Source organism: Pseudomonas sp. B21-051, from assembly GCF_024748795.1.
GTDB classification, from domain to species: Bacteria; Pseudomonadota; Gammaproteobacteria; order Pseudomonadales; family Pseudomonadaceae; genus Aquipseudomonas; species Aquipseudomonas putida_A.
In genome coordinates, this window is sequence record NZ_CP087166.1 from 2,014,010 (window position 1) to 2,038,681 (window position 24,672).

Annotated in this window: 20 protein-coding genes; 10 read left to right on the forward strand and 10 right to left on the reverse strand. The window is 60.7% G+C overall.

Annotated features, from left to right (window positions below):
- The first annotated feature begins 92 nt into the window (after positions 1–92).
- A complete protein-coding gene (gene prpD, locus LOY52_RS09250) occupies positions 93–1,577 on the forward strand; it encodes a 2-methylcitrate dehydratase (protein WP_258679167.1) in 1,485 nt (494 codons plus the stop codon).
- Between the two features lie 109 nt (positions 1,578–1,686).
- Here the strand turns inward: prpD and LOY52_RS09255 are convergent, their stop codons facing one another.
- A complete protein-coding gene (locus tag LOY52_RS09255; RefSeq protein WP_007960912.1) occupies positions 1,687–2,505 on the reverse strand; it encodes a pyruvate, water dikinase regulatory protein in 819 nt (272 codons plus the stop codon).
- Positions 2,506–2,679: 174 nt separating this feature from the next.
- Here LOY52_RS09255 and ppsA point away from each other — a divergent pair, with 174 nt between their 5' ends.
- From ppsA to LOY52_RS09295, 8 genes are all read left to right on the forward strand, one after another.
- Complete coding sequence (gene ppsA, locus LOY52_RS09260; protein ID WP_258679169.1) at positions 2,680–5,055, forward strand: phosphoenolpyruvate synthase; 2,376 nt, start codon at positions 2,680–2,682, stop codon at positions 5,053–5,055.
- A gap of 198 nt (positions 5,056–5,253) precedes the next feature.
- Positions 5,254–6,243 carry an alpha/beta fold hydrolase gene (locus tag LOY52_RS09265; protein WP_027613293.1) on the forward strand — a complete coding sequence of 330 codons (990 nt, stop codon included), beginning with the start codon at positions 5,254–5,256 and terminating at the stop codon, positions 6,241–6,243.
- A 226-nt stretch (positions 6,244–6,469) separates the two neighbouring features.
- Positions 6,470–6,961 carry a ribonuclease E activity regulator RraA gene (rraA, locus tag LOY52_RS09270; RefSeq protein ID WP_258679170.1) on the forward strand — a complete coding sequence of 164 codons (492 nt, stop codon included), beginning with the start codon at positions 6,470–6,472 and terminating at the stop codon, positions 6,959–6,961.
- 22 nt (positions 6,962–6,983) lie between these two features.
- Positions 6,984–7,979 (forward strand): zinc transporter ZntB, encoded by a 996-nt coding sequence (locus LOY52_RS09275; protein ID WP_258679171.1) that lies wholly within the window; start codon positions 6,984–6,986, stop codon positions 7,977–7,979.
- A 63-nt stretch (positions 7,980–8,042) separates the two neighbouring features.
- Positions 8,043–8,291 carry a hypothetical protein gene (locus LOY52_RS09280; RefSeq protein ID WP_003223293.1) on the forward strand — a complete coding sequence of 83 codons (249 nt, stop codon included), beginning with the start codon at positions 8,043–8,045 and terminating at the stop codon, positions 8,289–8,291.
- A gap of 2 nt (positions 8,292–8,293) precedes the next feature.
- Entirely contained in the window at positions 8,294–9,118 is an 825-nt protein-coding gene (locus LOY52_RS09285) for a mechanosensitive ion channel family protein (RefSeq protein ID WP_007916401.1), read from the forward strand.
- 87 nt (positions 9,119–9,205) lie between these two features.
- A complete protein-coding gene (gene sigX / locus LOY52_RS09290; RefSeq protein WP_011333251.1) occupies positions 9,206–9,796 on the forward strand; it encodes an RNA polymerase sigma factor SigX in 591 nt (196 codons plus the stop codon).
- A 107-nt stretch (positions 9,797–9,903) separates the two neighbouring features.
- The gene (locus tag LOY52_RS09295; protein ID WP_027613290.1) at positions 9,904–10,953 is read left to right on the forward strand and encodes an OmpA family protein; all 1,050 of its coding nucleotides are present in this window, start codon (positions 9,904–9,906) and stop codon (positions 10,951–10,953) included.
- Between the two features lie 96 nt (positions 10,954–11,049).
- Here the strand turns inward: LOY52_RS09295 and cobA are convergent, their stop codons facing one another.
- The 8 genes from cobA to LOY52_RS09335 form a co-directional block, all read right to left on the reverse strand.
- A complete protein-coding gene (gene cobA / locus LOY52_RS09300) occupies positions 11,050–11,817 on the reverse strand; it encodes a uroporphyrinogen-III C-methyltransferase (protein ID WP_258679172.1) in 768 nt (255 codons plus the stop codon).
- Between the two features lie 13 nt (positions 11,818–11,830).
- On the reverse strand, positions 11,831–14,542 hold the full coding sequence (locus LOY52_RS09305; protein ID WP_258679174.1) for a nitrate reductase: 2,712 nt from the start codon (positions 14,540–14,542) through the stop codon (positions 11,831–11,833).
- A complete protein-coding gene (gene nirD / locus LOY52_RS09310) occupies positions 14,542–14,859 on the reverse strand; it encodes a nitrite reductase small subunit NirD (protein WP_027613287.1) in 318 nt (105 codons plus the stop codon). The genes LOY52_RS09305 and nirD overlap by 1 nt, the downstream gene beginning before the upstream one ends.
- A complete protein-coding gene (nirB, locus tag LOY52_RS09315) occupies positions 14,856–17,309 on the reverse strand; it encodes a nitrite reductase large subunit NirB (protein WP_258679175.1) in 2,454 nt (817 codons plus the stop codon). Before nirB ends, nirD begins: the two co-directional genes overlap by 4 nt.
- 420 nt (positions 17,310–17,729) lie before the next feature.
- Positions 17,730–19,400 (reverse strand): bifunctional protein-serine/threonine kinase/phosphatase, encoded by a 1,671-nt coding sequence (locus LOY52_RS09320; RefSeq protein WP_258679177.1) that lies wholly within the window; start codon positions 19,398–19,400, stop codon positions 17,730–17,732.
- 7 nt (positions 19,401–19,407) lie between these two features.
- Positions 19,408–20,619, reverse strand: a complete 1,212-nt coding sequence (locus LOY52_RS09325) for a NarK/NasA family nitrate transporter (protein ID WP_027613284.1) — start codon at positions 20,617–20,619, stop codon at positions 19,408–19,410.
- 324 nt (positions 20,620–20,943) lie between these two features.
- On the reverse strand, positions 20,944–21,519 hold the full coding sequence (locus LOY52_RS09330; protein ID WP_202369669.1) for an ANTAR domain-containing response regulator: 576 nt from the start codon (positions 21,517–21,519) through the stop codon (positions 20,944–20,946).
- A 15-nt stretch (positions 21,520–21,534) separates the two neighbouring features.
- Positions 21,535–22,746, reverse strand: coding sequence for a CmpA/NrtA family ABC transporter substrate-binding protein (locus LOY52_RS09335; protein WP_258679178.1), 1,212 nt, complete (start codon positions 22,744–22,746; stop codon positions 21,535–21,537).
- Positions 22,747–22,969: 223 nt separating this feature from the next.
- Here LOY52_RS09335 and LOY52_RS09340 point away from each other — a divergent pair, with 223 nt between their 5' ends.
- Positions 22,970–23,992, forward strand: coding sequence for a quinone-dependent dihydroorotate dehydrogenase (locus tag LOY52_RS09340; protein WP_258679179.1), 1,023 nt, complete (start codon positions 22,970–22,972; stop codon positions 23,990–23,992).
- 248 nt (positions 23,993–24,240) lie between these two features.
- On the opposite strand, the gene rmf is transcribed toward LOY52_RS09340, so the two are convergent.
- The gene (gene rmf, locus LOY52_RS09345) at positions 24,241–24,456 is read right to left on the reverse strand and encodes a ribosome modulation factor (protein ID WP_003223300.1); all 216 of its coding nucleotides are present in this window, start codon (positions 24,454–24,456) and stop codon (positions 24,241–24,243) included.
- Between the last annotated feature and the right edge of the window lie 216 nt (positions 24,457–24,672).

Sequence of the window (24,672 nt, forward strand, 5' to 3'; positions counted from 1 at the left end):
GCGGCAGCTCCTACAGGGGAGTGCATTTCAATATAAGAAAATCAGCCTGAACCGAGGTCCCCTCAACGAACCACTACCAGAGTGAATCGAACATGAGCGCCAACGTCGACCTGAACAACCGCCCTGACTACGACTGTGTCCTGCAGGACATCGCCGATTACGTCCTCACCTTCAACGTCGAATCCGCCGAAGCCCTCGACACCGCCCGCAACTGCCTGATGGATACCCTCGGCTGTGGCCTGCTGGCGTTGCGTTTTCCCGAATGCACCAAGCACCTCGGCCCCATCGTCGAGGGCACCGTGGTGCCGTTCGGGGCGCGGGTGCCGGGCACTTCCTATCGCCTCGACCCGGTGAAAGCCGCTTGGGACATCGGCTGTATCGTGCGCTGGCTCGATTACAACGACACTTGGCTTGCCGCCGAATGGGGGCATCCGTCGGACAACCTCGGCGCGATTCTCGCGGTGGCCGATCATCTCTCGCAGAAGCGTGTCGCCAACGCTGAGGCGCCGCTGACGATTCGCGATGTGCTGGAAGCGATGATCATGGCCCACGAGATTCAAGGCGTGATCGCTCTGGAAAACTCCTTCAACCGCGTCGGCCTCGACCATGTGTTGCTGGTGAAAGTCGCTTCGACCGCCGTCACCGCCAAACTGATGGGCGCCAATCGCGAGCAACTGCTGTCAGCGTTGTCTCATGCGTTTGCCGATGGTCAGGCGCTGCGCACCTATCGCCATGCGCCGAACGCCGGGTCGCGCAAATCCTGGGCGGCGGGGGATGCGACCAGTCGTGGCGTGCGTCTGGCCGACATCGCCCTGCGCGGCGAGATGGGCATTCCCGGAGTGTTGACGGCCAGACAGTGGGGCTTCTACGACGTATCGTTCAGCCACACCAACAACGATCTGGCGCTCAAGCCGGAAGGCAAACGCACCTTCAGTTTCTCGCGGTCCTACGGCAGTTACGTCATGGAAAACGTGCTGTTCAAGATCAGCTTTCCCGCCGAATTCCACGCGCAAACGGCCTGCGAAGCGGCGGTGACCTTGCATCCGTTGGTGCGCAACCGCCTGCATGAGATCGACCGCATCGTCATCACCACCCATGAGTCGGCGATTCGTATCATCTCCAAGGTCGGGCCGCTGGCCAACGCCGCCGACCGCGACCACTGCCTCCAGTACATGACCGCCGTGCCGCTGGCGTTCGGCAATCTGCTGGCCGAGCAATACGAGGACGATTTCCACGCTGCGCATCCGATCATCGATGTGCTGCGCGAGAAAATGGTCATCGTCGAAGACCCGCGTTTCACCCGCGAGTATCTGGAGGCCGACAAGCGCTCGATTGCCAACGCGGTGCAGGTATTTTTCAAGGACGGTTCCAGCACCGAGAACGTAGTGGTCGAATACCCGATCGGCCATCGCCGGCGCCGGGTCGAGGGGATTCCATTGCTGGAGGACAAGTTCAGAGCGAATCTGCTGACACGATTCACCGGGCAGCGCAGCAACGAGATCTTCGCGTTGTGCAAGGATCAGGCGAAGGTTGAAGCTACTCCCGTAAATCGCTTCGTCGACCTGTTCGTCATCTGACACCAAACACTGCAGGAGCTGCCGCAGGCTGCGATCTTCTGATTTTGCTTTTCAAGATCAAAATCAAAAGATCGCAGCCTGCGGCAGCTCCTACAGGGGATGAGTGGTGTTATTTGAAGCGCCGCTCCACACCTTTCTCCACCAGAATCTTCGCGGAAATCTCTTCCACCGAAAAATGCGTGGAGTTGATGTGCGGGATGTTCTCGCGGCGGAACAGGTTTTCCACTTCGCGCACTTCGAATTCGCACTGGGCATAGCTCGAATAGCGGCTGTTGGGCTTGCGCTCGTTGCGGATCGCGGTGAGGCGATCGGGATCGATGGTCAGGCCGAACAGCTTGTGCTGATGGGCGCGCAGGGCGGTCGGCAGGGTCAGGCGCTCCATGTCGTCTTCGGTCAGCGGGTAGTTGGCCGCGCGGATGCCGAACTGCATCGCCATGTACAGACACGTCGGCGTCTTACCACAACGCGACACGCCCACTAGTATCAGGTCGGCCTTGTCGTAATAGTGGGTGCGCGCACCGTCGTCGTTGTCGAGGGCGAAGTTCACCGCCTCGATGCGCTCCATGTAATTGGAGTTGTGCCCGATCGAGTGGGACTTGCCGACGGTGTAGGAAGAATGCTCGGTCAGTTCCTGCTCGAGCGGGGCGAGGAAGGTCGAGAAAATGTCGATCATGAAACCATTGGACGTTGCGAGAATCTCACGGATGTCCTGATTGACGATGGTGTCGAAGATGATCGGACGGAAGCCGTCGGTTTCAGCGGCTTTGTTGATTTGTTGTACCATGGCCCGCGCTTTGTCCGCGTTGTCGATATACGGCCGCGTGAGCTTGGTGAAGGTAATGTTTTCGAACTGCGCCAGAAGGCTTTGACCCAGGGTTTCGGCGGTAATGCCGGTGCCATCGGAGATAAAGAAAGCAGATCGTTTCATTTGCACCTTGGGCCTTAAGCTAAAGAGTATTTCTGGATATGATAGGCGCGATTTGCCGGCCGCCATTGGCCCGCATTCTCACTTATTTTCCAGGTCCAGGCCATACAGCCGGCCAACGCTCCCCCGAGCCGCCGGTTTCTGAGCTTTTCCAACACAGTTAGTGGAGAGATCACCTTGGTAGAGTACGTAGTTTCCCTCGATAAGCTCGGCAAACACGATGTTGAGCATGTGGGGGGCAAGAACGCATCCCTGGGCGAGATGATCAGCAACCTGGCGGGTGCCGGTGTGTCGGTCCCCGGCGGCTTTGCCACCACCGCGCAGGCCTATCGCGACTTTCTCGAACTGAGCGGCCTCAACGATCAGATCCACAAGGCTCTCGACGCCCTGGACGTCGATGACGTCAACGCGCTGGCCAAGACCGGTGCGCAGATCCGTCAATGGATCATGGATGCCGAATTCCCTGAAAAACTCAATACCGAGATCCGCACCGCGTTCGCCGCGCTGTCGGCCGGCAACCCTGACGTGGCCGTGGCCGTGCGTTCCTCCGCCACCGCCGAAGACTTGCCTGATGCATCGTTCGCCGGCCAGCAGGAAACCTTCCTGAACATCCGTGGCGTGGAAAACGTTATCCGCGCCGCCAAAGAGGTGTTCGCTTCGCTGTTCAACGACCGTGCGATTTCCTACCGCGTGCATCAGGGCTTCGACCACAAACTGGTCGCCTTGTCGGCTGGCGTGCAGCGCATGGTGCGTTCGGAAACCGGCACCGCCGGCGTGATGTTCACCCTCGATACCGAATCCGGTTTCCGTGACGTGGTGTTCATCACCGGCGCCTACGGCCTGGGCGAAACCGTTGTACAAGGCGCGGTCAACCCCGACGAATTCTATGTACACAAAGGCACCCTGGAAGCCGGTCGCCCGGCGATCCTGCGTCGCAACCTGGGCAGCAAAGCGATCAAGATGATCTACGGCGACGAGGCCAAGGCCGGTCGTTCGGTGAAGACTGTCGATGTCGATAAGGCTGAGCGCGCGCGTTTCTGCCTGACCGATGCCGAAGTCAGCGAGCTGGCCAAACAGGCGATGATCATCGAGAAGCACTACGGTTGCCCGATGGACATCGAGTGGGCCAAGGACGGTGACGACGGCAAGCTGTACATCGTGCAGGCCCGCCCGGAAACCGTGAAGAGCCGCACCCAGGCCAACGTCATGGAACGTTACCTGCTGAAAGAAACCGGCACCGTGCTGGTTGAGGGGCGTGCCATCGGCCAGCGCATCGGCGCCGGCAAAGTGCGGATCATCAAGGACGTCTCGGAAATGGACAAAGTCCAGGCCGGCGACGTGCTGGTTTCCGACATGACCGACCCGGACTGGGAGCCGGTGATGAAGCGCGCCAGCGCCATCGTCACCAACCGTGGCGGCCGTACCTGCCACGCGGCGATCATCGCTCGTGAACTGGGGATTCCAGCGGTCGTGGGTTGCGGCAACGCCACCCAACTGCTGAAAGATGGCCAGGGCGTGACCGTGTCCTGCGCCGAAGGCGATACCGGTTACATCTTCGAAGGCGAGCTGGGCTTCGACGTCAAGAAGAACTCCGTGGACGCCATGCCGGAGCTGCCGTTCAAGATCATGATGAACGTCGGCAACCCGGACCGCGCCTTCGACTTCGCGCAGTTGCCGAACGCCGGTGTCGGCCTGGCCCGTCTGGAATTCATCATCAACCGCATGATCGGCGTACACCCCAAAGCGCTGTTGAACTACGACGGCCTGCCGCAGGAAATCAAGGACAGCGTCGACAAGCGCATCGCCGGTTACAACGATCCGGTCGGCTTCTACGTCGAAAAACTGGTGGAAGGCATCAGCACCCTCGCGGCAGCGTTCTGGCCGAAGAAAGTCATCGTGCGTCTGTCGGACTTCAAGTCCAACGAATACGCCAACCTGATCGGCGGCAAGCTGTACGAGCCGGAAGAAGAAAACCCGATGCTCGGCTTCCGTGGCGCTTCGCGTTACATCAGCGAATCGTTCCGTGACTGCTTCGAACTCGAATGCCGCGCGCTGAAGCGTGTGCGCAACGAGATGGGCCTGACCAACGTCGAAATCATGGTGCCGTTCGTCCGTACCCTCGGCGAAGCCAGCCAGGTGGTCGATCTGCTCGCCGAAAACGGCCTGGCCCGTGGCGACAACGGCCTGCGCGTGATCATGATGTGCGAACTGCCATCCAACGCGATTCTCGCTGATGAATTCCTCGAATTCTTCGACGGTTTCTCGATCGGTTCCAACGACCTGACCCAGTTGACCCTGGGCCTGGACCGTGACTCCGGGATCATCGCGCACCTGTTCGACGAGCGTAATCCAGCGGTCAAGAAGCTGCTGGCCAACGCGATTGCCGCGTGCAACAAGGCCGGCAAGTACATCGGTATCTGCGGCCAGGGCCCTTCGGACCACCCGGACCTGGCCAAATGGCTGATGGAGCAGGGCATCGAAAGCGTGTCGCTGAACCCGGACTCCGTACTGGAAACCTGGTTCTTCCTCGCCGAAGGTCAGGCCCAGGCTTGATCCATATGTGAACGGCCCGTTCCCTTGTGGGAGCGAGCCTGCTCCGGGCGGCGTTCCGACGAAGACGGACTGACAGGCAGCAGTGATGTCGACGTATATACCGCTTTCGCGAGCAGGCTCACTCCTACAAGGGGCGGGCTTTGAGATTGAAGTAGGGCGGGCTCCTGTAGATGCCGCCCTTTTTTGTGCAAGAGCATTATGCAAAGCAGCAGCAACCTGTTTCCTGTCGCCCTGATCAGCGCCGAACGTCGCGGTGATCTGAGCGAAGACGTGTATCGACTCAAACCCGGCAACAGTCCCGACTGGTCCGTGGAAATCGCCGTGACCCGCTTGGGTATGGCCGACGACACGACACCACGCGGCGTGCCGGTGATTTTGCTGCACGGCAGCTTTTCCAACCGGCGCTTCTGGTTTTCCCCCAAAGGCCTGGGGCTGGGCGCTTACCTGACCCGGCTGGGCTTCGACGTGTGGATCCCGGAGATGCGCGGTCACGGTCTGTCGCAGCGCAACGAGGACTACCGGCGCAACCGCGTGGCCGACTACGCCCGTTACGATCTGCCGGCAATTGCCGCGTTCGTCCGCGAGCAGAGCGGGCAGGTGCCGCACTGGATCGGCCATTCGCTGGGCGGCATCACGCTGGCGGCGGCGTTGGGTGGTGAATACCTCGGCGAGCCGGCCGTGGCCTCGGCGGCGTTTTTCGGCACGCAGGTCAGCCGCACTTACTGGCCGCTGAAGATTCCACCAGTGGAGTGGAGCGGGCGCTTCATTCTCAAGCGTTTCGCGCAGTTGTCCGGCTCACGCCTCAAGCGCGGCCCGGAAGACGAGCCGATCGGTCTGGCGCTGGAAAGCATGCGCTGGTACGGCCTGTTCGGGCGTTTTGGCGACAAGGACAAGGACTGGTGGGCCGGCCTGGCCGAGGTTCAGGTGCCAGTGCTGGCAGTGACCGCGGCGGGCGATCATCAGGATCCGGCATGGGCCTGTCGCAAACTGTTCGAGCAGATCGGCTCCGAGCACAAACAGTTCGTCAATCTGGGGCGCGAGCAGGGCTTCAGCGACAACTTCGGGCATGTCGAGATGCTGGTGAGCAAAGCGGCGCAGGCCGAAGTCTGGCCGCTGGTGGCGCGCTGGCTTAATGATCAGCAGACGCCGTTGCTCGGCGACAAGCCGGATCTTGCCGCTGCGGTCTGAGTCCGGGGCTCTGAAAAGGGCATTTCGTTCAGGTCGGCTTGCGGCTAAGATATGACGCATTGTGCGGTTCTGGTCATATTTGGTGGGTGCTTAGCTATTACGTTTCAGCGTTTGTTCAGGTTCGTTCAGCGACCATTGCATGAACTAAGGTAAACAGCGACCGCCGGGACTCGTTTCAAAAGAGTGCGACATCCTTGATCGTCTTCCTTGTTACAGGAGTTTTTCGATGAACCATTACCTCACGCCTGAACTGTGCGACGCTTATCCGGAGCTGGTGCAGGTGCTGGAACCGATGTTCAGCAATTTCGGCGGCCGTGATTCTTTCGGCGGCGAAATCGTGACCGTCAAATGTTTCGAAGACAACTCGCTGGTCAAGGAGCAAGCCGAACTCCAGGGCAATGGCAAGGTGCTGGTGGTCGATGGCGGCGGTTCGCTACGGCGCGCGCTGCTGGGCGACATGATCGCCGAGAAAGCCGCGAAAAACGGCTGGGAAGGGATGGTCATCTACGGTTGCATCCGCGACGTTGACGTTATTGCCCAGACCGATCTCGGCGTTCAGGCGTTGGCCAGCCATCCGATGAAGACCGAAAAGCGCGGTATCGGCGATCTCAACGTGCCGGTGACCTTTGCCGGTGTGACGTTCCACCCAGGCCAATACATCTATGCGGACAACAACGGCGTGATCGTTTCGCCAAGTCCGCTGCAGATGCCTGAATAAGTTTTTCGACAAAGGGATGCGGATGTTCGAGGAAGAAAACGCGCAGTGGGGGCTGGTGCATGCACTGGTGCTGGACGGTAAAGGCGGTGCGCGTTCGATTGCCCGGACTGAACTCGACGATCTGCAGCTGCAGGCCCATGAGAGCCTGTGGTTGCACTGGGATCGCAGCCATCCGCAAACCCAGACCTGGCTGCGCAAATCCAGCGGCCTGAATGAATTCGCCTGCGACCTGCTGCTGGAAGAAAACACCCGCCCGCGCCTGTTGCCGTTGCCGGACGCCGAGCTGCTGCTGTTTCTGCGCGGGGTCAACCTCAACCCCGGCGCCGAGCCGGAAGACATGGTCTCGGTGCGGATTTTCGCTTCCGCCCAGCGCGTCATCTCTTTGCGTTTGCGTCCGCTGCGCGCCACCGATGAGCTGCTGGCGCTGCTAAGCGAAGGCAAAGGCCCGAAAACCTCCTCGGAACTGATCCTGTATCTGGCGCAATTCCTCACCAACAAGGTGCAGGATCTGGTCACGTGCCTGTCGGAACTGGTCGATGAAGAGGAAGAAAAACTGGATGCCGACGAACGGTATACCCCCGAGCATGGCTCGATTTTGCACATCCGCCGCCGGGCGGCCGGGCTGAAGCGTTTTCTGGCACCGCAGCGGGACATTTTCGGACAGCTGACGCGGATAAAACTGCCGTGGTTTGTCGACGATGACGCCGACTACTGGAACGAATTGAACAACAGCCTGACGCGCTATCTCGAAGAGCTGGAATTGACTCGAGAGCGCATGGGGCTTGTGCTGGAGGCTGAAGACCGGCGTTTGAACGTGCGCATGAATCGCACGATGTACCGTTTCGGCATCATCACCTGCATCTTTTTGCCGATGAGTTTTCTCACTGGCCTGCTGGGCATCAACGTGGGTGGCATTCCGTTCTCGAGCAGCCCCTATGGTTTCCTCATTGCCTGTCTGACAGTGTTGGCCATGGCCTTAGGTCAATGGTGGTTATTCCGCCGTTTGCGCTGGGTGTGAAGATGCAACATGTGACCCGACCAAATTTGCCCGCGTCTTTCACAGACATCACGAGAGGTGCGTATGCACGATCCGTTTGAACAGTCTTTGCGCGACATGCTCAACGCCTCGCCGTCCAGCCGTGACGACGACGCGTGCCTGGGTCGCGTACTCAAAACCGCCAACCGCCAGGTGGGCGCCGGTGATCTGTTCAGCCTGCTGGGTCGCTGGCTGCCAGCGCTGATGATCGCCCTGAATAACGGATCGGCCCACGTTTCGCCGGTTTCCCGTCTTCGTAAAACTACTGCACGCACTGCTGATAAGGCTGATTGAATATGGAACTTGATCTCTGGACTCAGAGCCTCGTCACTGCAATGACTGCGTTGTGGACCAAAGTCGCCAATTTCATCCCGAACCTGTTCGGCGCACTGGTGGTGCTGCTGTTGGGCTTCGTGGTGGCCAAGCTGCTCGATACCTTGCTGTCCAAATTGCTCGCCAAACTGGGCCTTGATCGCCTGATGGGCGGCACCGGTCTGACCAAGTTGATGTCGCGGGCCGGCCTGCAAGTGCCGATCTCGACCTTGATCGGCAAGATCGTTTACTGGTTCGTTCTGCTGATTTTTCTGGTTTCTGCAGCAGAGTCCCTTGGACTTGAGCGAGTTTCAGCTACGCTGGACATGCTGGCGTTGTATTTGCCGAAGGTTTTCGGCGCCGCGCTGGTGTTGCTGGTGGGTGTTTTGCTCGCGCAATTGGCCAACGGCCTGGTGCGCGGAGCGGCAGAAGGCGTAGGGCTGGACTACGCTTCGGGTCTGGGCCGAATCGCCCAGGGGCTGGTGATCATCATCAGTATCTCGGTTGCGATCAGTCAGCTCGAGGTCAAGACCGACCTGCTGAACCATGTGATTGTCATCGTATTGATTACCGTTGGTCTGGCCGTTGCGCTGGCCATGGGTTTGGGAAGCCGGGAAATTGCCGGTCAGATTCTTGCGGGAATCTATGTGCGTGAGTTGTATCAGGTTGGGCAACAAGTGCGTGTTGGCGAGGTCGAAGGCCAGATCGAAGAGATCGGCACGGTTAAAACCACATTGCTGACCGATGAGGGTGAGCTAGTCTCACTTTCCAATCGGATCCTGCTGGAACAGCATGTGAGTAGCCGCTAACCCGGCAAACCCTGCTAATGTATGCCGCCGCAAAATGCCCTGAGAGGGGTGCGGCGGACATTGACCTGACTGTCGGCACGACTTGTTTTGAATAAAGCCCAAACGCTATCCACGCGCTATGACCCCCGTGAGCTCTCTGATGAGGAGTTGGTCGCGCGCTCGCATACCGAGCTGTTTCACGTGACGCGCGCCTATGAAGAGCTGATGCGGCGTTACCAGCGAACATTATTTAACGTTTGTGCGAGATATCTTGGGAACGATCGCGACGCAGACGATGTCTGTCAGGAAGTGATGCTTAAGGTGTTGTACGGCCTGAAGAACTTCGAGGGGAAATCGAAGTTCAAAACCTGGCTCTACAGCATCACGTATAACGAATGCATCACGCAGTATCGGAAGGAACGGCGAAAGCGTCGCTTGATGGACGCATTGAGTCTGGACCCGCTGGAAGAAGCGTCGGAAGAAAAGGCGCCGAAACCCGAGGAGAAGGGCGGACTCGATCGCTGGCTGGTGTATGTGAACCCGATTGACCGTGAAATTCTGGTGCTACGATTTGTCGCAGAGCTGGAGTTTCAGGAGATCGCAGACATCATGCACATGGGTTTGAGTGCGACAAAAATGCGGTACAAACGTGCTCTAGACAAATTGCGTGAGAAATTTGCAGGCATTGCTGAAACTTAGTTCAGCGCAAATATCTCTTACGTGTAGGCAAGTTCTGATAGACTTGTCGCCGAGTTGTCCCCCGGTTTGCGGGACTGCTTCACAATCACCAGATGGGGATTTAACGGATGAAACTGAAAAACACCTTGGGCTTGGCCATTGGTTCTCTTATTGCCGCTACTTCGTTCGGCGCACTGGCACAAGGCCAAGGCGCAGTTGAAGGCGAGATCAACTACAAGAAGCAGTACAACGACAGCATTGATCATGTCGAAGACGGCTTCAACCCAGGCGCCAAAATCGGTTACTTCCTGACCGACGACGTCTCGATCAACTTCGGCTGGGATCGTAACAACCACACCCGTTCGAACGACGGTACCGGTAGCCAGAAACTGCGCGGTGACAACTTCGGTCTGACCGCTCAGTACCACTTCAACAACGCTGGCGACGCTCTGCGTCCTTACGTTGAAGGTGGTGTCAAGCACGGCAACCTGACCAACGTAGCTGCTGACGGCCACACCGGTCGCGACCAGTCGACTTTCCTGACTGCTGGCGCTGGCGTTAAGTACTACTTCGCCGAAAACTTCTTCGCCCGTGCTGGCGTAGAAGCTGACTACAAACTGGACAACGGCCGTTGGGACTACGCTCCATCGGTTGGTCTGGGTGTTAACTTCGGTGGCGGCGGCAAGCCTGCTGCTGCTCCAGTTCCAGCTCCGGCTGAAGTCTGCTCCGACAGCGACAACGATGGCGTTTGCGACAACGTTGACAAGTGCCCGGACACCCCAGCCAACGTAACTGTTGACGCTGATGGCTGCCCAGCAGTTGCTGAAGTTGTTCGTGTAGAGCTGGACGTGAAGTTCGACTTCGACAAGTCGGTCGTCAAGCCAAACAGCTACGCTGACATCAAGAACCTGGCTGACTTCATGAAGCAGTACCCAGCCACTCACACCACTGTTGAAGGTCACACTGACTCCGTCGGTCCTGACGCTTACAACCAGAAACTGTCCGAGCGTCGTGCAAACGCCGTTAAGCAGGTTCTGACCCAGCAGTACGGTGTTGAGTCGTCCCGCGTTCAGTCGATCGGCTACGGCGAATCCCGCCCAGTTGCTGACAACAAAACTGAAGCTGGCCGTGCTGTTAACCGTCGCGTAGAAGCGCAGGTTGAAGCTCAAGCTAAGTAATTAGCTGCCGCTACGAGAAAAGCCCGGCTCAGGCCGGGCTTTTCTTTGCCTGCGATTTGGCTTGGAAGCTCTAAAGATCGCAGCCTGCAGCAGCTCCTACACGGTATCCGCACACATCCTGTAGGAGCTGCCGAAGGCTGCGATCCTTTGATCTTCTGCAAAGGCAGCCACTGCACCAATGACCAGAATGGCCGGGCTCTTCAGTCCAAACCTGTTGGCGTCGTCACTCATGCTCATCAGATCACTGCGGCACTCGCGCTGTTCTGGCAGAGAGGCATTCTCGATCATCGCCACCGGCATATCCGCCGCCATCCCGCCCGCCAATAGCTGTTCGCGAATTTCGCCCAGTTTCGCCACCCCCATATAAATCACCAGCGTCGTCCCGCCCTGCGCCAGCGCCTGCCAGTTCAACTGGCTGTCGTCCTGAGTGTGCGCGGTCACCAGCGTCACCCCGCGCGCCACACCGCGCAACGTCAGCGGAATATCGCATTGCGTCGCGCCGGCGAGTCCGGCGGTAATGCCGTTGACCAACTCGACCTCAACCCCACGTTCGCGCAACCACTGCACTTCCTCAGCACCACGGCCGAAAATGCACGGGTCACCGCCCTTGAGCCGCACCACGCAGTTGCCTTGGCGTGCATAACGCAACATCAGCCGATGGATGAGCGCCTGCGGTGTCGAGCGACAGCCGCCGCGTTTGCCCACGGCAATGACTCGCGCGGTGGGGCAATGGTCCAGCACCGCGGCATTGACCAGATCGTCGATCAACACCACCTGCGCATCACGCAATGCGCGCACCGCTTTGAGCGTCAGCAGTTCGGGATCACCGGGACCGGCACCCACCAGCCAGACTTTTGCATTCATGGTGTTTTCCTTATCAGATGGATACCGGCTGCAGATCGGCCGCCAGCAAGCGCTTGATTTCCGGGACGCACGAACCGCATTGCGTGCCGCATCCCAGTTGTTGTTTGAGGCCTTGCAGATCGAGACCCTGGCGAATCCCGGCACATACCGCGCTGTGGCTGACGTTTTGGCAGTTGCACAGGGTTTTGTCGGCTGCGGTCCGGACTCCGGCGTTGCCCGGCGGCACACTCATCGGCGCCAACAGCCAGCGGCGCAGTTGTTCATCGGTGCGGCCCTCCAGCCACAGCCCTTGCAGCCAATGCTGGGCCAGGGTTTCGCCGGCCAGGCGGATCGCGGTGATGCGGCCGTTTTCGATGCGCACCCGTTTGCCGATGGCGCGACGCGGGTCGTCGTAGGCCAGTACCGGCCCGTCGAGCAGCGCCAGACACTGATCGATATCGCGCAGCAGTTGCGGCGCCGGCGCCGTGGCGCTGGCAGCGCGTATCAGCAGTGCGGGCCGCTCACGTCCGGCAAGGCTGAGGCTGACGTAGGAAAACGCCTCACACAGCGGTCGTAGCGTCTCGAAATGCCGTTGAACATCGCCTTCGATGAGTGCGAAGAGCTGCCATGGCAGCTTCACCGGTTCCAGACGCACGCCGCTGTGCTTGAGTTCGGGCTGCTTCGACAGCGGGTCGAAGGCCGCCAGGGTCAGGCTGTTCACTCCGCCCTTGAGAAAGCGCTCGCCCCAGTGCATCGGCAAAAAAGCCTGACCCGGACGCACGCCGTCGTCGCTGCCGACAGCCACAATCACCGCACCGCGTCGACTCTTCAGGTTGACCAGATCCCCCGGCTGCAAACGATGACGGCGCATTTCGTCCGGATGCAGGCTCAACAGCGCTTCGCTGACATGCCCGAACAATTGCGCTGCGGTGCCGGTGCGGCTCATGCCGTGCCATTGATCGCGCAGGCGGCCGGTGATCAGCGTCAGCGGAAACCGTGCATCGCGTTGTTCTTTGGCCGCGTGGTAGGGATCGGCAACGAACTGCGCACGACCGTTGGCCGTGGGAAAAATCCCGTCGCCATACAAACGCGCGGTGCCTTGTCGGGCGCCAGTGGGGAAGGGCCACTGTTGCGGGCCAAGTTCATCGATCAATTGATGGCTGAGGCCCGACAGGTCCAGATCGCGTCCACGGGTCAGTTGTTTGTATTCGTCGAACAACTGCGCCGGATGCTCGAAAGCAAACAGGCTCGGTTGTTGCGGACGCAGACGTTGCTCCAGTCGTCGTGCGAAATCCACGGTGATCGCCCAGTCCGGCCGCGCTTCACCGGGTGGGAGAATGGCCTGGCGCACGTGGGAAATGCGCCGTTCGGAGTTGGTCACCGAACCTTCTTTCTCGCCCCAACTGGCAGCGGGTAACAACAGGTCGGCGAAGGCGGCGGTTTCGGTGGTGCGGAAGGCTTCCTGCAACACCACGAACGGACAGGTCTGCAACGCCTCGCGAATCGCGTGCTGATCTGGCATCGACTGCGCGGGGTTGGTGCAGGCAATCCACAGCGCCTTGATCTGGCCGCTGCGCATCCGTTCGAACAGCTCGATGGCGCTCAGGCCGCTGGTTTCAGGCAGTTGATCGACACCCCAATAGGCTGCCACTTCGGCGCGGTGTTCGGGGTTGGCTGCCTCCCGGTGACCGGGCAGCAAATTGGACAGGCTGCCGGTTTCCCGCCCGCCCATGGCATTTGGCTGACCGGTCAGCGAGAAAGGTCCTGCGCCTGGCCGGCCGATCTGCCCGGTGGCCAGGTGCAGATTGATCAGCGCGCTGTTTTTCGCGCTGCCAGCGGTGGACTGATTCAGGCCCATGCACCAAAGCGACAGGAAACTTGGCGCCGTGCCCACCCATTCCGCGCACTGCTGCAATTGCTCGACACTGATCCCGCACAGTTGCGCGACCATTTGCGGGGTGTAATCGCGCACCCGATTTTTCAGTTCAGGCAAACCGTCGGTGTGCGCCTTGATGAAGTCGCGGTCGATCCAGTCTTCCCACAGCAGCAGATGCAAAATTCCATGGAACAGAGCGACATCGGTGCCGGGCAAAATCGCCAGATGTAGGTCCGCCAACTCACAGGTGTCGGTGCGTCGGGGATCGATGACGATGACCTTCATCTGCGGTCGGCGCGATTTTGCCTCTTCAAGGCGTCGGAAAAGAACCGGGTGGGCGTAGGCCATGTTACTTCCGGCGATCATCACGCAATCGCTGAGCTCCAGATCTTCATAGCTGCACGGCGGCGCATCGGCGCCGAGGCTGCGCTTGTAACCGACCACCGCCGACGACATGCACAGCCGGGAATTGCTGTCGATGTTGTTGGTGCCGACCAGCGCTCGCGCCAATTTGTTGAAGGCGTAATAGTCCTCGGTCAGCAACTGGCCAGAGATGTAAAACGCCACGCTGTCCGGGCCGTGTTCGGCGATGGTCTCGGCAAAAACCTGGGTCGCGTGATCCAGCGCCGTATCCCAGTCGCAACGGCTGCGGGCCAGGCTTTTGCCCAGACGCAGCTCCGGGTACAGCGCCCGGGCGGCCGGATCGCCGGTCAGGTGCAGGGTCGAGCCTTTGCTGCACAATTTGCCGAAGTTGGCCGGATGCGCCGGATCGCCGCTGACGCCGAGAATGCGCTCGCCGTCATGCTCGATCAGCACGCCGCAGCCGACGCCGCAGTAGCAGCAGGTCGAGGCGGTCGTCTGGCGGTTCATCAGACCGCATCCCGCAGTGCTAACTGCACGCGGCCGTTTTCGACCCGGGCCGGATGATGGTGCGCGCAGCCGATGTCCGGGGCCTGAGCCTCGCCGGTTTGCAGGTCGATCTGCCAGTTGTGCAGCGGGCAGGCCACGCGTTTACCGTAGATCAAACCTTGTGACAGCGGCCCGCCCTTGTGCGGGCAGCGATCGTCGAGGGCGAAAACTTCGTCGTCGCTCGTACGAAAAATCGCGATGTCACCCTTGGGGCCGGCAATGATCCGCGAACCGAGGGCGTTGATCTCTTCCAGGGCACAGATATCGAGCCAGTTCATGCCGGCACCTCCAGGTTTTTCACAGGGATCACCTCGAATTCTTTCTTCAGTTGCGGCTGCGCCAGACGCTCTTTCCACGGGTCCTGTTCGAACGACAGGGAGAATTGCAGGCGCTCGTTCAGGGCCTTGCGGCGTTCCGGGTTTTCGAGCACGGCTTGCTTGATGTGCTCCATGCCGACCCGTTGCAGGTAGTGCACGGTGCGTTCGAGGTAGAAGGCTTCTTCGCGATACAGCTGCAGGAACGCGCCGTTATATTCGCGGACTTCCTCGGCGGTCTTCAGCTTGACGAAGAACTCGGCGACTTCGGTCTTGATCCCGCCGTTGCCGCCGATGTACATCTCCCAGCCGGAGTCGACACCGATGATTCCTACGTCCTTGATCCCCGCTTCCGAACAGTTGCGTGGGCATCCGGAGACAGCGAGTTTCACTTTGTGCGGCGACCACATGTTGAACAGGTCGTGCTCAAGCTCAATGCCCAACTGCGTCGAGTTCTGCGTGCCGAAGCGGCAGAACTCGCTGCCGACGCAGGTTTTCACGGTGCGGATGGATTTGCCGTAGGCGTGGCCGGAGGGCATGTCGAGGTCTTTCCAGACGCCCGGCAAGTCCTGCTTCTTGATCCCCAGCAGGTCGATGCGCTGACCACCGGTGACCTTGACCATCGGTACGTTGTACTTGTCGGCCACGTCGGCGATGCGCCGCAATTCCGAGGGGTTGGTCACGCCGCCCCACATCCGTGGCACCACCGAATAGGTGCCGTCCTTCTGAATGTTGGCGTGGGCGCGTTCGTTGATCAGGCGCGATTGCGGATCGTCCCTGGCTTCGCCGGGCCAGGTGGAAATCAGGTAGTAGTTCAGCGCCGGCCGGCAGGTGGCGCAGCCATTCGGGGTTCGCCAGTTGAGGTAGCTCATGGTGCCGGCGATGGTCAGCAGATGCTGTTCGCGGATCGCCTGACGAATCTGCCCGTGGTTGAGGTCGCTGCAACCGCAGATGGCTTTTTCGCTTTTCGGTTTGACGTCCGCCGCGCCGCCGACGGTGTTGATCAGGATCTGCTCGACCAGCCCGGCGCAGGAGCCGCAGGAACTGGCAGCCTTGGTGTGCTTTTTCACGTCATCGACGCTGAACAGGCCGTGTTCCTGAATCGCCTTGACGATGGTGCCTTTGCACACGCCGTTGCAGCCGCAGACTTCGGCGTTGTCGGCCATGCTCATGGCTTTGTCCTGGCCCTGATGTCCTACGTCGCCGATAGAATTTTCACCAAACATCAGGTGATCGCGGATCTCGCCAATGGCGTGATTCTCACGAATCTGTCGGAAATACCAACCGCCATCTGCCGTATCGCCGTACAGACAGGCGCCGACCAGCACGTCATCCTTGATCACCAGTTTTTTGTACACGCCGCCGATCGGGTCGGAGAGGGTGATGGTTTCGGTGCCTTCGCCGCCCATGAAATCACCGGCGGAAAACAGGTCGATGCCGGTGACTTTCAATTTGGTCGAGGTCACCGAACCCTGATAGCGGGCGAAACCCAGTTGCGCGAGGTGATTGGCGCAGACCTTGGCCTGTTCGAACAACGGCGCCACCAGGCCATAGGCGATGCCGCGATGGCTGGCGCACTCGCCGATGGCATAGATGCGCGGATCGTAGGTCTGCAGGGTGTCGTTGACCAGAATCCCGCGGTTGCAGGGGATGCCGGCGCGTTCTGCCAGTTCGGTGTTGGGGCGGATACCGGCGGCCATTACCACCAGATCGGCGGGGATGATCTCGCCGTTCTTGAACTGCACCGAGCCGACCCGGCCATTGCCCGCGTCGTGCAGGGCCTGCGTCTGTTCGCACAGGCGAAAATGCAGGCCACGGGCTTCGAGCGCCGTTTGCAGCAGTTGGCCGCTGGTCTTGTCCAGCTGTCGCTCCAGCAGCCATTCGCCGATGTGCACCACGGTGACGTGCATGCCGCGCAGCATCAGGCCGTTGGCAGCTTCGAGGCCGAGCAGGCCACCGCCGATGACTACCGCGTGTTTGTGGGTTTTGGCGGTGTCGATCATCGCCTGGGTGTCGGCGATGTCGCGGTAGCCGATCACACCCTGCAAGTCATTGCCCGGAATCGGCAGGATGAACGGCGTCGAGCCGGTGGCGATCAGCAGGCGATCATATTCAGCCTCGGTGCCGTCCTCGGCGATCACCCGGCGTTTGACCCGGTCGATCTGCACCACCTTGCGGTTGAGCAGCAACTTGATGTGGTTTTCCAGGTACCAGTCGAGGTCGTTGAGCACGATCTCTTCGAAGGTCTGCTCACCGGCCAGCACCGGCGACAGCAGGATGCGGTTGTAGTTGGTGTGCGGTTCGGCGCCGAAGACCGTGATGTCGTACAGCTCATTGCTCAGCTTGAGCAGTTCTTCCAGGGTGCGAACCCCGGCCATGCCATTGCCGATCATCACCAGTTTGAGTTTTTTCATCAGGTTCTCCGGGGAGCGGTGGCTGGCCTCTTGTGGGCAGTCAGGCCGTGCTCGACAAATGTTGCGCAAACAAAAAAAGGCGTCCCGCTAGTTGCCTAGCGAGGACGCCTTTGTCCTGGTCCCGTTCTCTCGGGAAGCGCAGCCTTCGTCGTTGAAGGCTGGGCTTTATGTGTGGTGAAAGGGGTAATGCAGTGGTTGTGCCAAGTGGGAGAGTGGCGTGTTTATTAGGCGGAAACGGTTATAGACGGGGATTTTTTGCACCGAATCGACGCGGGTTGCTCGTTCGCGGGGCATTCAGGCAGCCAGAATTGTTGTGATTGGGCTGGCCTCTTCGCGAGCAGGCTCGCTCCCACAGTGGATCTGTGTCGTTCACAAATCCCCTGTGGGAGCGAGCCTGCTCGCGAAGGGCGCGACGCGGTATCAGCGATGAAACAACACCACCAGCAGCACCAGATTCCCCAGCAAGGCCAACAACGCCAGCGTTCGCCAGACCTTCAACGGCTCGCGCTCCAGCAAAGGCCTGGGTCGCACACTCAAACTGCGCCGCTCACCTTGTTCCAGCACCAGCAACCACTCCTCAGCCGTTTCAAAGCGCTGTTGCGGATCCGCCGCCACGCCGCGCTCCAGACTCTGCGCAATCCATTCCGTCACGTCCGGGCGGTAGCGAGCGGCACTTACCGGCAGGCCAAATCGTGGCCGTTGAAAGGCTTCGACCTCGCCATAGGGAAAGTGCCCGGTCAGCAGGAAAAACAGGGTCACACCCACCGCGTACAGATCCTGTTGCGCACTCGGTGGCTCGCCGCGAAAGGCTTCCGGGGCGATGAAGCTGGGCGTTCCCGGCAGTGTTGACGGTGCGTCTTCGGACAGACCGGGGCAGTACGCCAGACCGAAATCCAGCAGGCGTAACTCTCCATCGTCACCCAGATGCAGGTTTTCCGGCTTGATGTCGCGATGCAGAATCTGCCGCCGATGCAGCAGGCCTACCGCCCGCAGCAAACGCTCGGCAATGTCCTGCCACTGCGCCAGCGGCAATGCAGGGTGGTGTTGAAACAGCCGCGCCAACGTCATCCCGGAATATTCGCGCATCACGTAGTACAAATGCTGACGCTGAGTGCCGCTGTGGACTTCAGGAAAATGCCGCCCGGCGACACGCTTGAGGAACCATTCTTCCGACAGTAAGGCCTGCCCGGCCTGGGGATCATCGGCCAGCCGCGCCGGCAGGGTTTTCAACAACCAGCCCCGACGTTGACCATCCAGCACTCGATACAGCAGCGATTGCTGGCTCTGAGCGACAACGCCCTGCACCTGCCAGCCTTCGAACATCTGCCCGGTTTTCAGCGCTGGCGGCAGCGGCCATTGCTGTAAGTGAATCAGTGCATCGCCGATGTTCGCTTCGCCGAGCGCGTCGACCCGCACCAGCAGCGCACTGGCATTGTCCTGACTGCCGGCCAGATGCGCGGCATTGACCAGCGTGTGTGCGGCGCTGTCGAGATCCGGTTGATCGCGCAGAATCGCGGCAATCGCGGTATCGCCCAGAGTCGACCACACGCCATCGCTGAGCAGCACGAAGCATTCGCCCTCGCGTAATTCACCGTCGAGAAAATCCAGTACAAGATGCTGATCCAGGCCCAGCGCGCGTTTGAGCACGTGCTGCATGCCCGGCTGCTCCCAGACATGATCCTGCGAAATCCGCTGCAAAACGTCGGCCTGCCAGCGATAGACTCGGCAATCGCCGACGTGGGCCAGAGTGAAACGCCGACCGCGCAGAACCAGCGCGCTGACCGTGGTCAGCAACGGTTGCCCGCCGCCATTGGCCTGCAACCAGCGATTTTGCGCGAGCAGCAGGCGATCCAGCGCTTGGGCCACGCTCCAGGTTTGCGGTGTGGCGTAGTAATCCAGCGCCAGTGCTTGCAGGGTCGAGCGCGCGGCCAAGCCGCCGTCGACGCATTGGCTGACACCGTCGGCGATGGCGACCAGATAGCCTTTGCTGGCGGCCAGCGCCGGGGCGGGCGTCACCAGGCGCAGGGCGTCCTGGTTTTCCGCGCGCGGGCCGGTGGCGCTGGCTTGGGCAAAGCTCAGTTGCAGGGGCATCGACGTCTCAGACTCGCGCAGCGGTCACTGCGGCCGAACCCCAGGTGGTTCTCCAGCGGCGCTTGACCCCGTGCAGACCGAACCACGCCAACACGCCGAGGCTGGCGAACAACCACAGCGCCAGTTGATAGCTACCGGTGCTTTGCTTGATCGCGCCCATGCCGGCCGCCAGGGCAAAACCACCAATGCCACCGGCCATGCCGATCAGCCCGGTCATCACGCCGATCTCCAGGCGAAAACGTTGCGGCACCAACTGGAACACCGCGCCGTTGCCGGCACCGAGACCGAGCATGGTGCAGACGAACAGCGCCAGTGCGGCGTAGGAACTGGGCAGGTTGAAACCGACAGCGGCGATGCAGATTGCCGCTACGGTGTACATCGCCAACAAGGTGCGGATGCCACCGAAGCGATCTGCCAACGCGCCACCCAGTGGACGCATCAGGCTGCCACCGAACACGCAGGCAGCGGTGTAGTAACCGGCGGTCACCGGGCTCAGGCCGTATTGGTCGTTGAAGTAGCCGGGCAGGGCGCTGGCCAGACCGATAAAGCCGCCGAAGGTGACGCTGTAGAAAAACATGAACCACCAACTGTCGCGGTCGCCGAGGGCCTTGAAGTAGTCGGCCATGGCTTTGGCCTTGGGCCGCTGCGGGGCGTTTTTTGCCAGCCAGGCGAACAGCACCAGCGTCAGGATCAACGGAATCAGGGCGAAACCGAATACGTTGCTCCAGCCGAACGCCGCAGCCAGCACCGGGGCGATCAGCGCGGCGAACACGGTGCCGGAGTTACCGGCGCCGGCGATGCCCATCGCCTTACCCTGATGCTGCGGTGGATACCACTGCGAAGCCAGCGGCAGGGCCACGGCAAACGAAGCACCGGCCATGCCGAGGAACAGTCCCAGAATCAGCGCCTGTTCATAACTGTGGATGCCGAGTTTCCAGGCGCCAAACAGCGCGCAGATCACGATCACCTGACCGATCAGGCCAGCGGTTTTCGGTGACAGACGATCGGCCAGCATGCCCATCACAAAGCGCAGCACCGCGCCGGCGAGAATCGGTGTCGCCACCACCAGACCACGTTGTTGCGTGGTCAAGTGCAGGTCGGCGGCGATCTGCACCGCCAGCGGGCCGAGCAGGTACCAGACCATGAAACTCAGGTCGAAATACAGGAACGCTGCGAACAGGGTCGGGGTGTGGCCGGATTTCCAGAAGCTTGAATTCATCGCGCACCTCAGCTGAAAAGAGTCTCGAAAGGAGTCACAGCAGGTGGCGCGCCGCCACGGCCGCACCACCGGCCCCGGGCTGTGGGGCCAAAACGCAAAAACGCCGCTACCTGCTACGCCGGTGGGGCGAACGGGTGAGCGACGTCTTTGTCGTGGGTGGGCAACCGCCGTTGGTTACCTGTGCTGAATGCTTAGCCAGATTTGTGCCAACAGTTCTTGACGGGGGGGCGGCGATTTGCGAGCAGGCTCGCTCCCACAGGGGAATGCATTTCCAATGTGGGAGCGAGCCTGCTCGCGAAGAGGGCTTACGGGCTCTGATAGAATTCAGCCGAGCAACTCACTCATGGCAATGATCTGCTCCGCCACCTGAATCAGTTTCTGCTGGCGGCTCATGGCTTGGCGGCGCATCAGGGTGTAGGCCTCTTCCTCGTTGCAGTCTTTCATTTTCATCAGCAGCCCTTTGGCCTGTTCGATGCGTTTGCGCTCGGCCAGTTGCTGATCGCGGGCCAGCAGTTGCGCGCGCAAGGCCTGATCGCTTTCGAAGCGGGCCATCGCCACATCGAGAATCGGCTGCAGGCGCTGGGCGTGAATGCCCTCGACGATGTAGGCACTGACCCCGGACTTGATCGCCTGGCGCATCACCCCCGGGTCGTGTTCGTCGGTGAACATCACGATCGGCCGGGGCTGGTCGCGGCTGACCAGCACCACTTGCTCCATGACATCGCGGCTCGGTGACTCGGTATCGATCAGAATCACGTCCGGGCGCACCGTTTCGACGCGGGCCGGCAGGTCGATGGTCAGGCCGGACTCATCGATGACCTCGAAACCGGCCTCGGTCAGCGCGGCCTTCAGGCGCCCGACTTTTTTCGCGGTGTCGTTGATCAGCAGAATGCGCAGCATGTTGGCGGTCTCCTGTCAGCGGCGGGTGAGAAGGGCAGTGCTGTCGCTCAGGGCGTGCAGCTTGAAACTGCGGGCGTAACCAGCCGGATCGCTGCCGTCCCAGACTTTGCCATCGAGCAACTGACTGCTGCGCATCTCCTTGCCCCACGCGGCGACACCGACGGCGGTGGCTGCTTCGCGGTAAATGTCCAGTTGCTGAACCTGGCGGGCCACCGCGAGGTAGTCGGGATCCTCGCGCAACAGGCCCCAGCGGCGGAATTGGGTCATGAACCACATGCCGTCGGACAGGTACGGCAGATTCACCTCGCCGTTGCCGTGAAAGCGCAAGGCGTGCGGGTCCTGCCAGCGATTGCCGAGGCCATCGGCGTAATCACCGAGAAAACGCGGCTCGATGCAGGACAGCGGGGCGTCGAGATACTCCGGGGCGCTCAGCAACTGCGCGGTGCTGCGGCGGTTTTCCGGGTTTTGCTCGATGAAGCGGCTGGCCTCGAGGATCGCCATCACCAGCGCCCGGGCGGTGTTGGGGTATTGCTCGATGAACGCGCGGGTGCAGCCAAGGACCTTTTCCGGGTGGTCGGGCCAGATGCTCTGGCTGGTGGCGAGAGTGAACCCCAGATCCTGTTGCACGGCGCTGGCCGCCCACGGCTCACCGACGCAGAAGCCATCGATACGCCCGGCTTGCAGGTGAGCGACCATTTGCGGCGGCGGCACCACCACGCTGTCGACGTCCTGCAACGGATGAATGCCCTGACTCGCCAGCCAGTAATACAGCCACATCGCATGGGTGCCGGTGGGAAAGGTCTGGGCGAAGGTCAGTTTTGCGCGGGTTTGGTGCGCGTGCCGATCGAGTGCTTCAGGACTGGTCACACCCAGTTGCTGCAAACCGTGGGACAGGTTGAGGCTCTGGCCATTCTGGTTCAGGCCCATCAGCACCGCCATGTTGCTCGGCGCCACGCCGCCAATGCCCAAGTGCACCGCGTAAATCAGCCCATACAGGCTGTGGGCCACATCCAGTTCGCCGCTGACCAGTTTGTCGCGCAAGGTCGCCCAGGACGCCTGGCGCTTGAGGTTGATCGTCAGGCCGTAGGGCTGGGCAAAGCCCTGTGTTGCGGCCACGACCACCGAGGCGCAATCGCTCAGGGCCATGAAGCCGAGGTTGATCACGCTTTTTTCCGGGGCATCACTGCCGTTGACCCAAGCCAGCGGCCCTACGGACGAATCACTCATATAAAGCCACCTTCAAAAAAAACGCCGTCCCAGGCTTTGCCCAGGCAAAACCTCCGAACGACGCCATTGTCCGTACCCGCACGCCGCCATTGGCCTTTGGGCTGATACCCCTGAAAGTGCAAGGCATATGCCAGTCAGGCTGATTTACCTGTGTGCCTCGCGCCGGGGGGCGATGCCCGGCTATAATCGCCGCCTCTTTTCGCCGCCCGAGTCATCGCCGCCCATGTACACCCTGGCCCGTCAGCTGTTGTTCAAACTTTCCCCGGAAACCTCCCACGATCTGTCGCTGGATCTGATCGGCGCGGGTGGGCGTTTGGGCCTCAACGGCATGCTGTGCAAGAAACCGGCGAACGTGCCGGTGACGGTCATGGGCCTGGACTTCCCGAACCCGGTGGGTCTGGCGGCCGGTCTGGACAAGAACGGCGCGGCCATCGACGGTTTCTCGCAACTGGGTTTCGGTTTTGTCGAAATCGGCACCGTAACTCCGCGTCCGCAGCCGGGCAACCCGAAACCACGGATCTTCCGCCTGCCGGAAGCCGAGGCGATCATCAATCGCATGGGCTTCAACAACCTTGGCGTGGATAACCTGCTGGCGCGGGTCGCGGCGGCCAAATACAAGGGCGTGCTGGGGATCAACATCGGCAAGAACTTCGACACCCCGGTCGAGCGCGCGGTGGACGACTATCTGATTTGCCTGGACAAGGTGTATGCCCACGCCAGCTATGTCACGGTCAACGTCAGCTCGCCGAACACCCCGGGCCTGCGCAGCCTGCAGTTCGGTGATTCGCTCAAGCAGTTGCTGGCGGATCTGGCCACGCGCCGCGCCGAACTGGCCCTGCGCCACGGCAAGCACGTACCGCTGGCGATCAAGATCGCTCCGGACATGACCGACGAAGAAACGGCGCAGGTGGCTCAGGCACTGATCGAAACCGGAATGGACGCAGTGATCGCCACCAATACCACCCTGAGTCGCGTCGGCGTCGAAGGCATGGAGCACGGTGACGAGGCGGGCGGTCTGTCCGGCGCTCCGGTGCGTGACAAGAGCACGCATACCGTGAAGGTGTTGGCGGCTGAGCTGGGTGGTCGGTTGCCGATCATTGCGGCCGGTGGCATCACTGAGGGCAAGCATGCGGCGCAGAAGATCACCGCGGGTGCGAGCCTGGTGCAGATTTACTCGGGCTTCATCTATAAGGGCCCGGCGCTGATTCGCGAATCGGTCGACGCGATCGCCGCGCTGCGCAAATAACCCAGGCTGACCCGGTCCATGTAGGAGCTGCCGGAGGCTGCGATCTTTTGATCTTGTTTTTTAATATCAAAAGCAAGATCAAAAGATCGCAGCCTCCGGCAGCTCCTACATGGTTCGAGTGAAAATTCTCCACGGCACAAAAAAGGGCTCCTCGAAGGAGCCCCTGGGCCGTAGCCCGCCGTCCGGGAAGGACGTGCATGGTAAGTCGCTAAAAATTCAGATTGTCGTGTTGCAATAAGTGCCCTGTGTCAGCCGACGGCGTGAAGTTCGTTGAGTCTGTGGATTCCCGCAGTGCCGGTCATACCGTCCCAGTTGTCGCCGCGTCCTTCTCGCCAGCCGTTGATCCAGGCTTGACGTACCGACGGTAGAGTAAATGGGCAAAGCTCGCGGGATTTGCCACCAACGCCATATTGATATCCGCGCAAAAATGCTCTTTCCAACGGATCACGCTTAAGTCTTCTCATAGGGTGTTTCCCTCACTTGTTGACTGTTTGTGTCGCGTCGACCTCAACCGAGGTCCTGGCAGAAAAACTCTGCCGTGGTGCGGCTCGCTGCCGGCGTGGCGAGCCAAGGTGTTGACGCCGTTGCGACGTCAACCTGTGGTCAGTTCTAACCAATGAGTCACACCGAGGGAATGATCGTTTTGTAATAAGGACGTAACGAAAATAGTGCTACAGCCA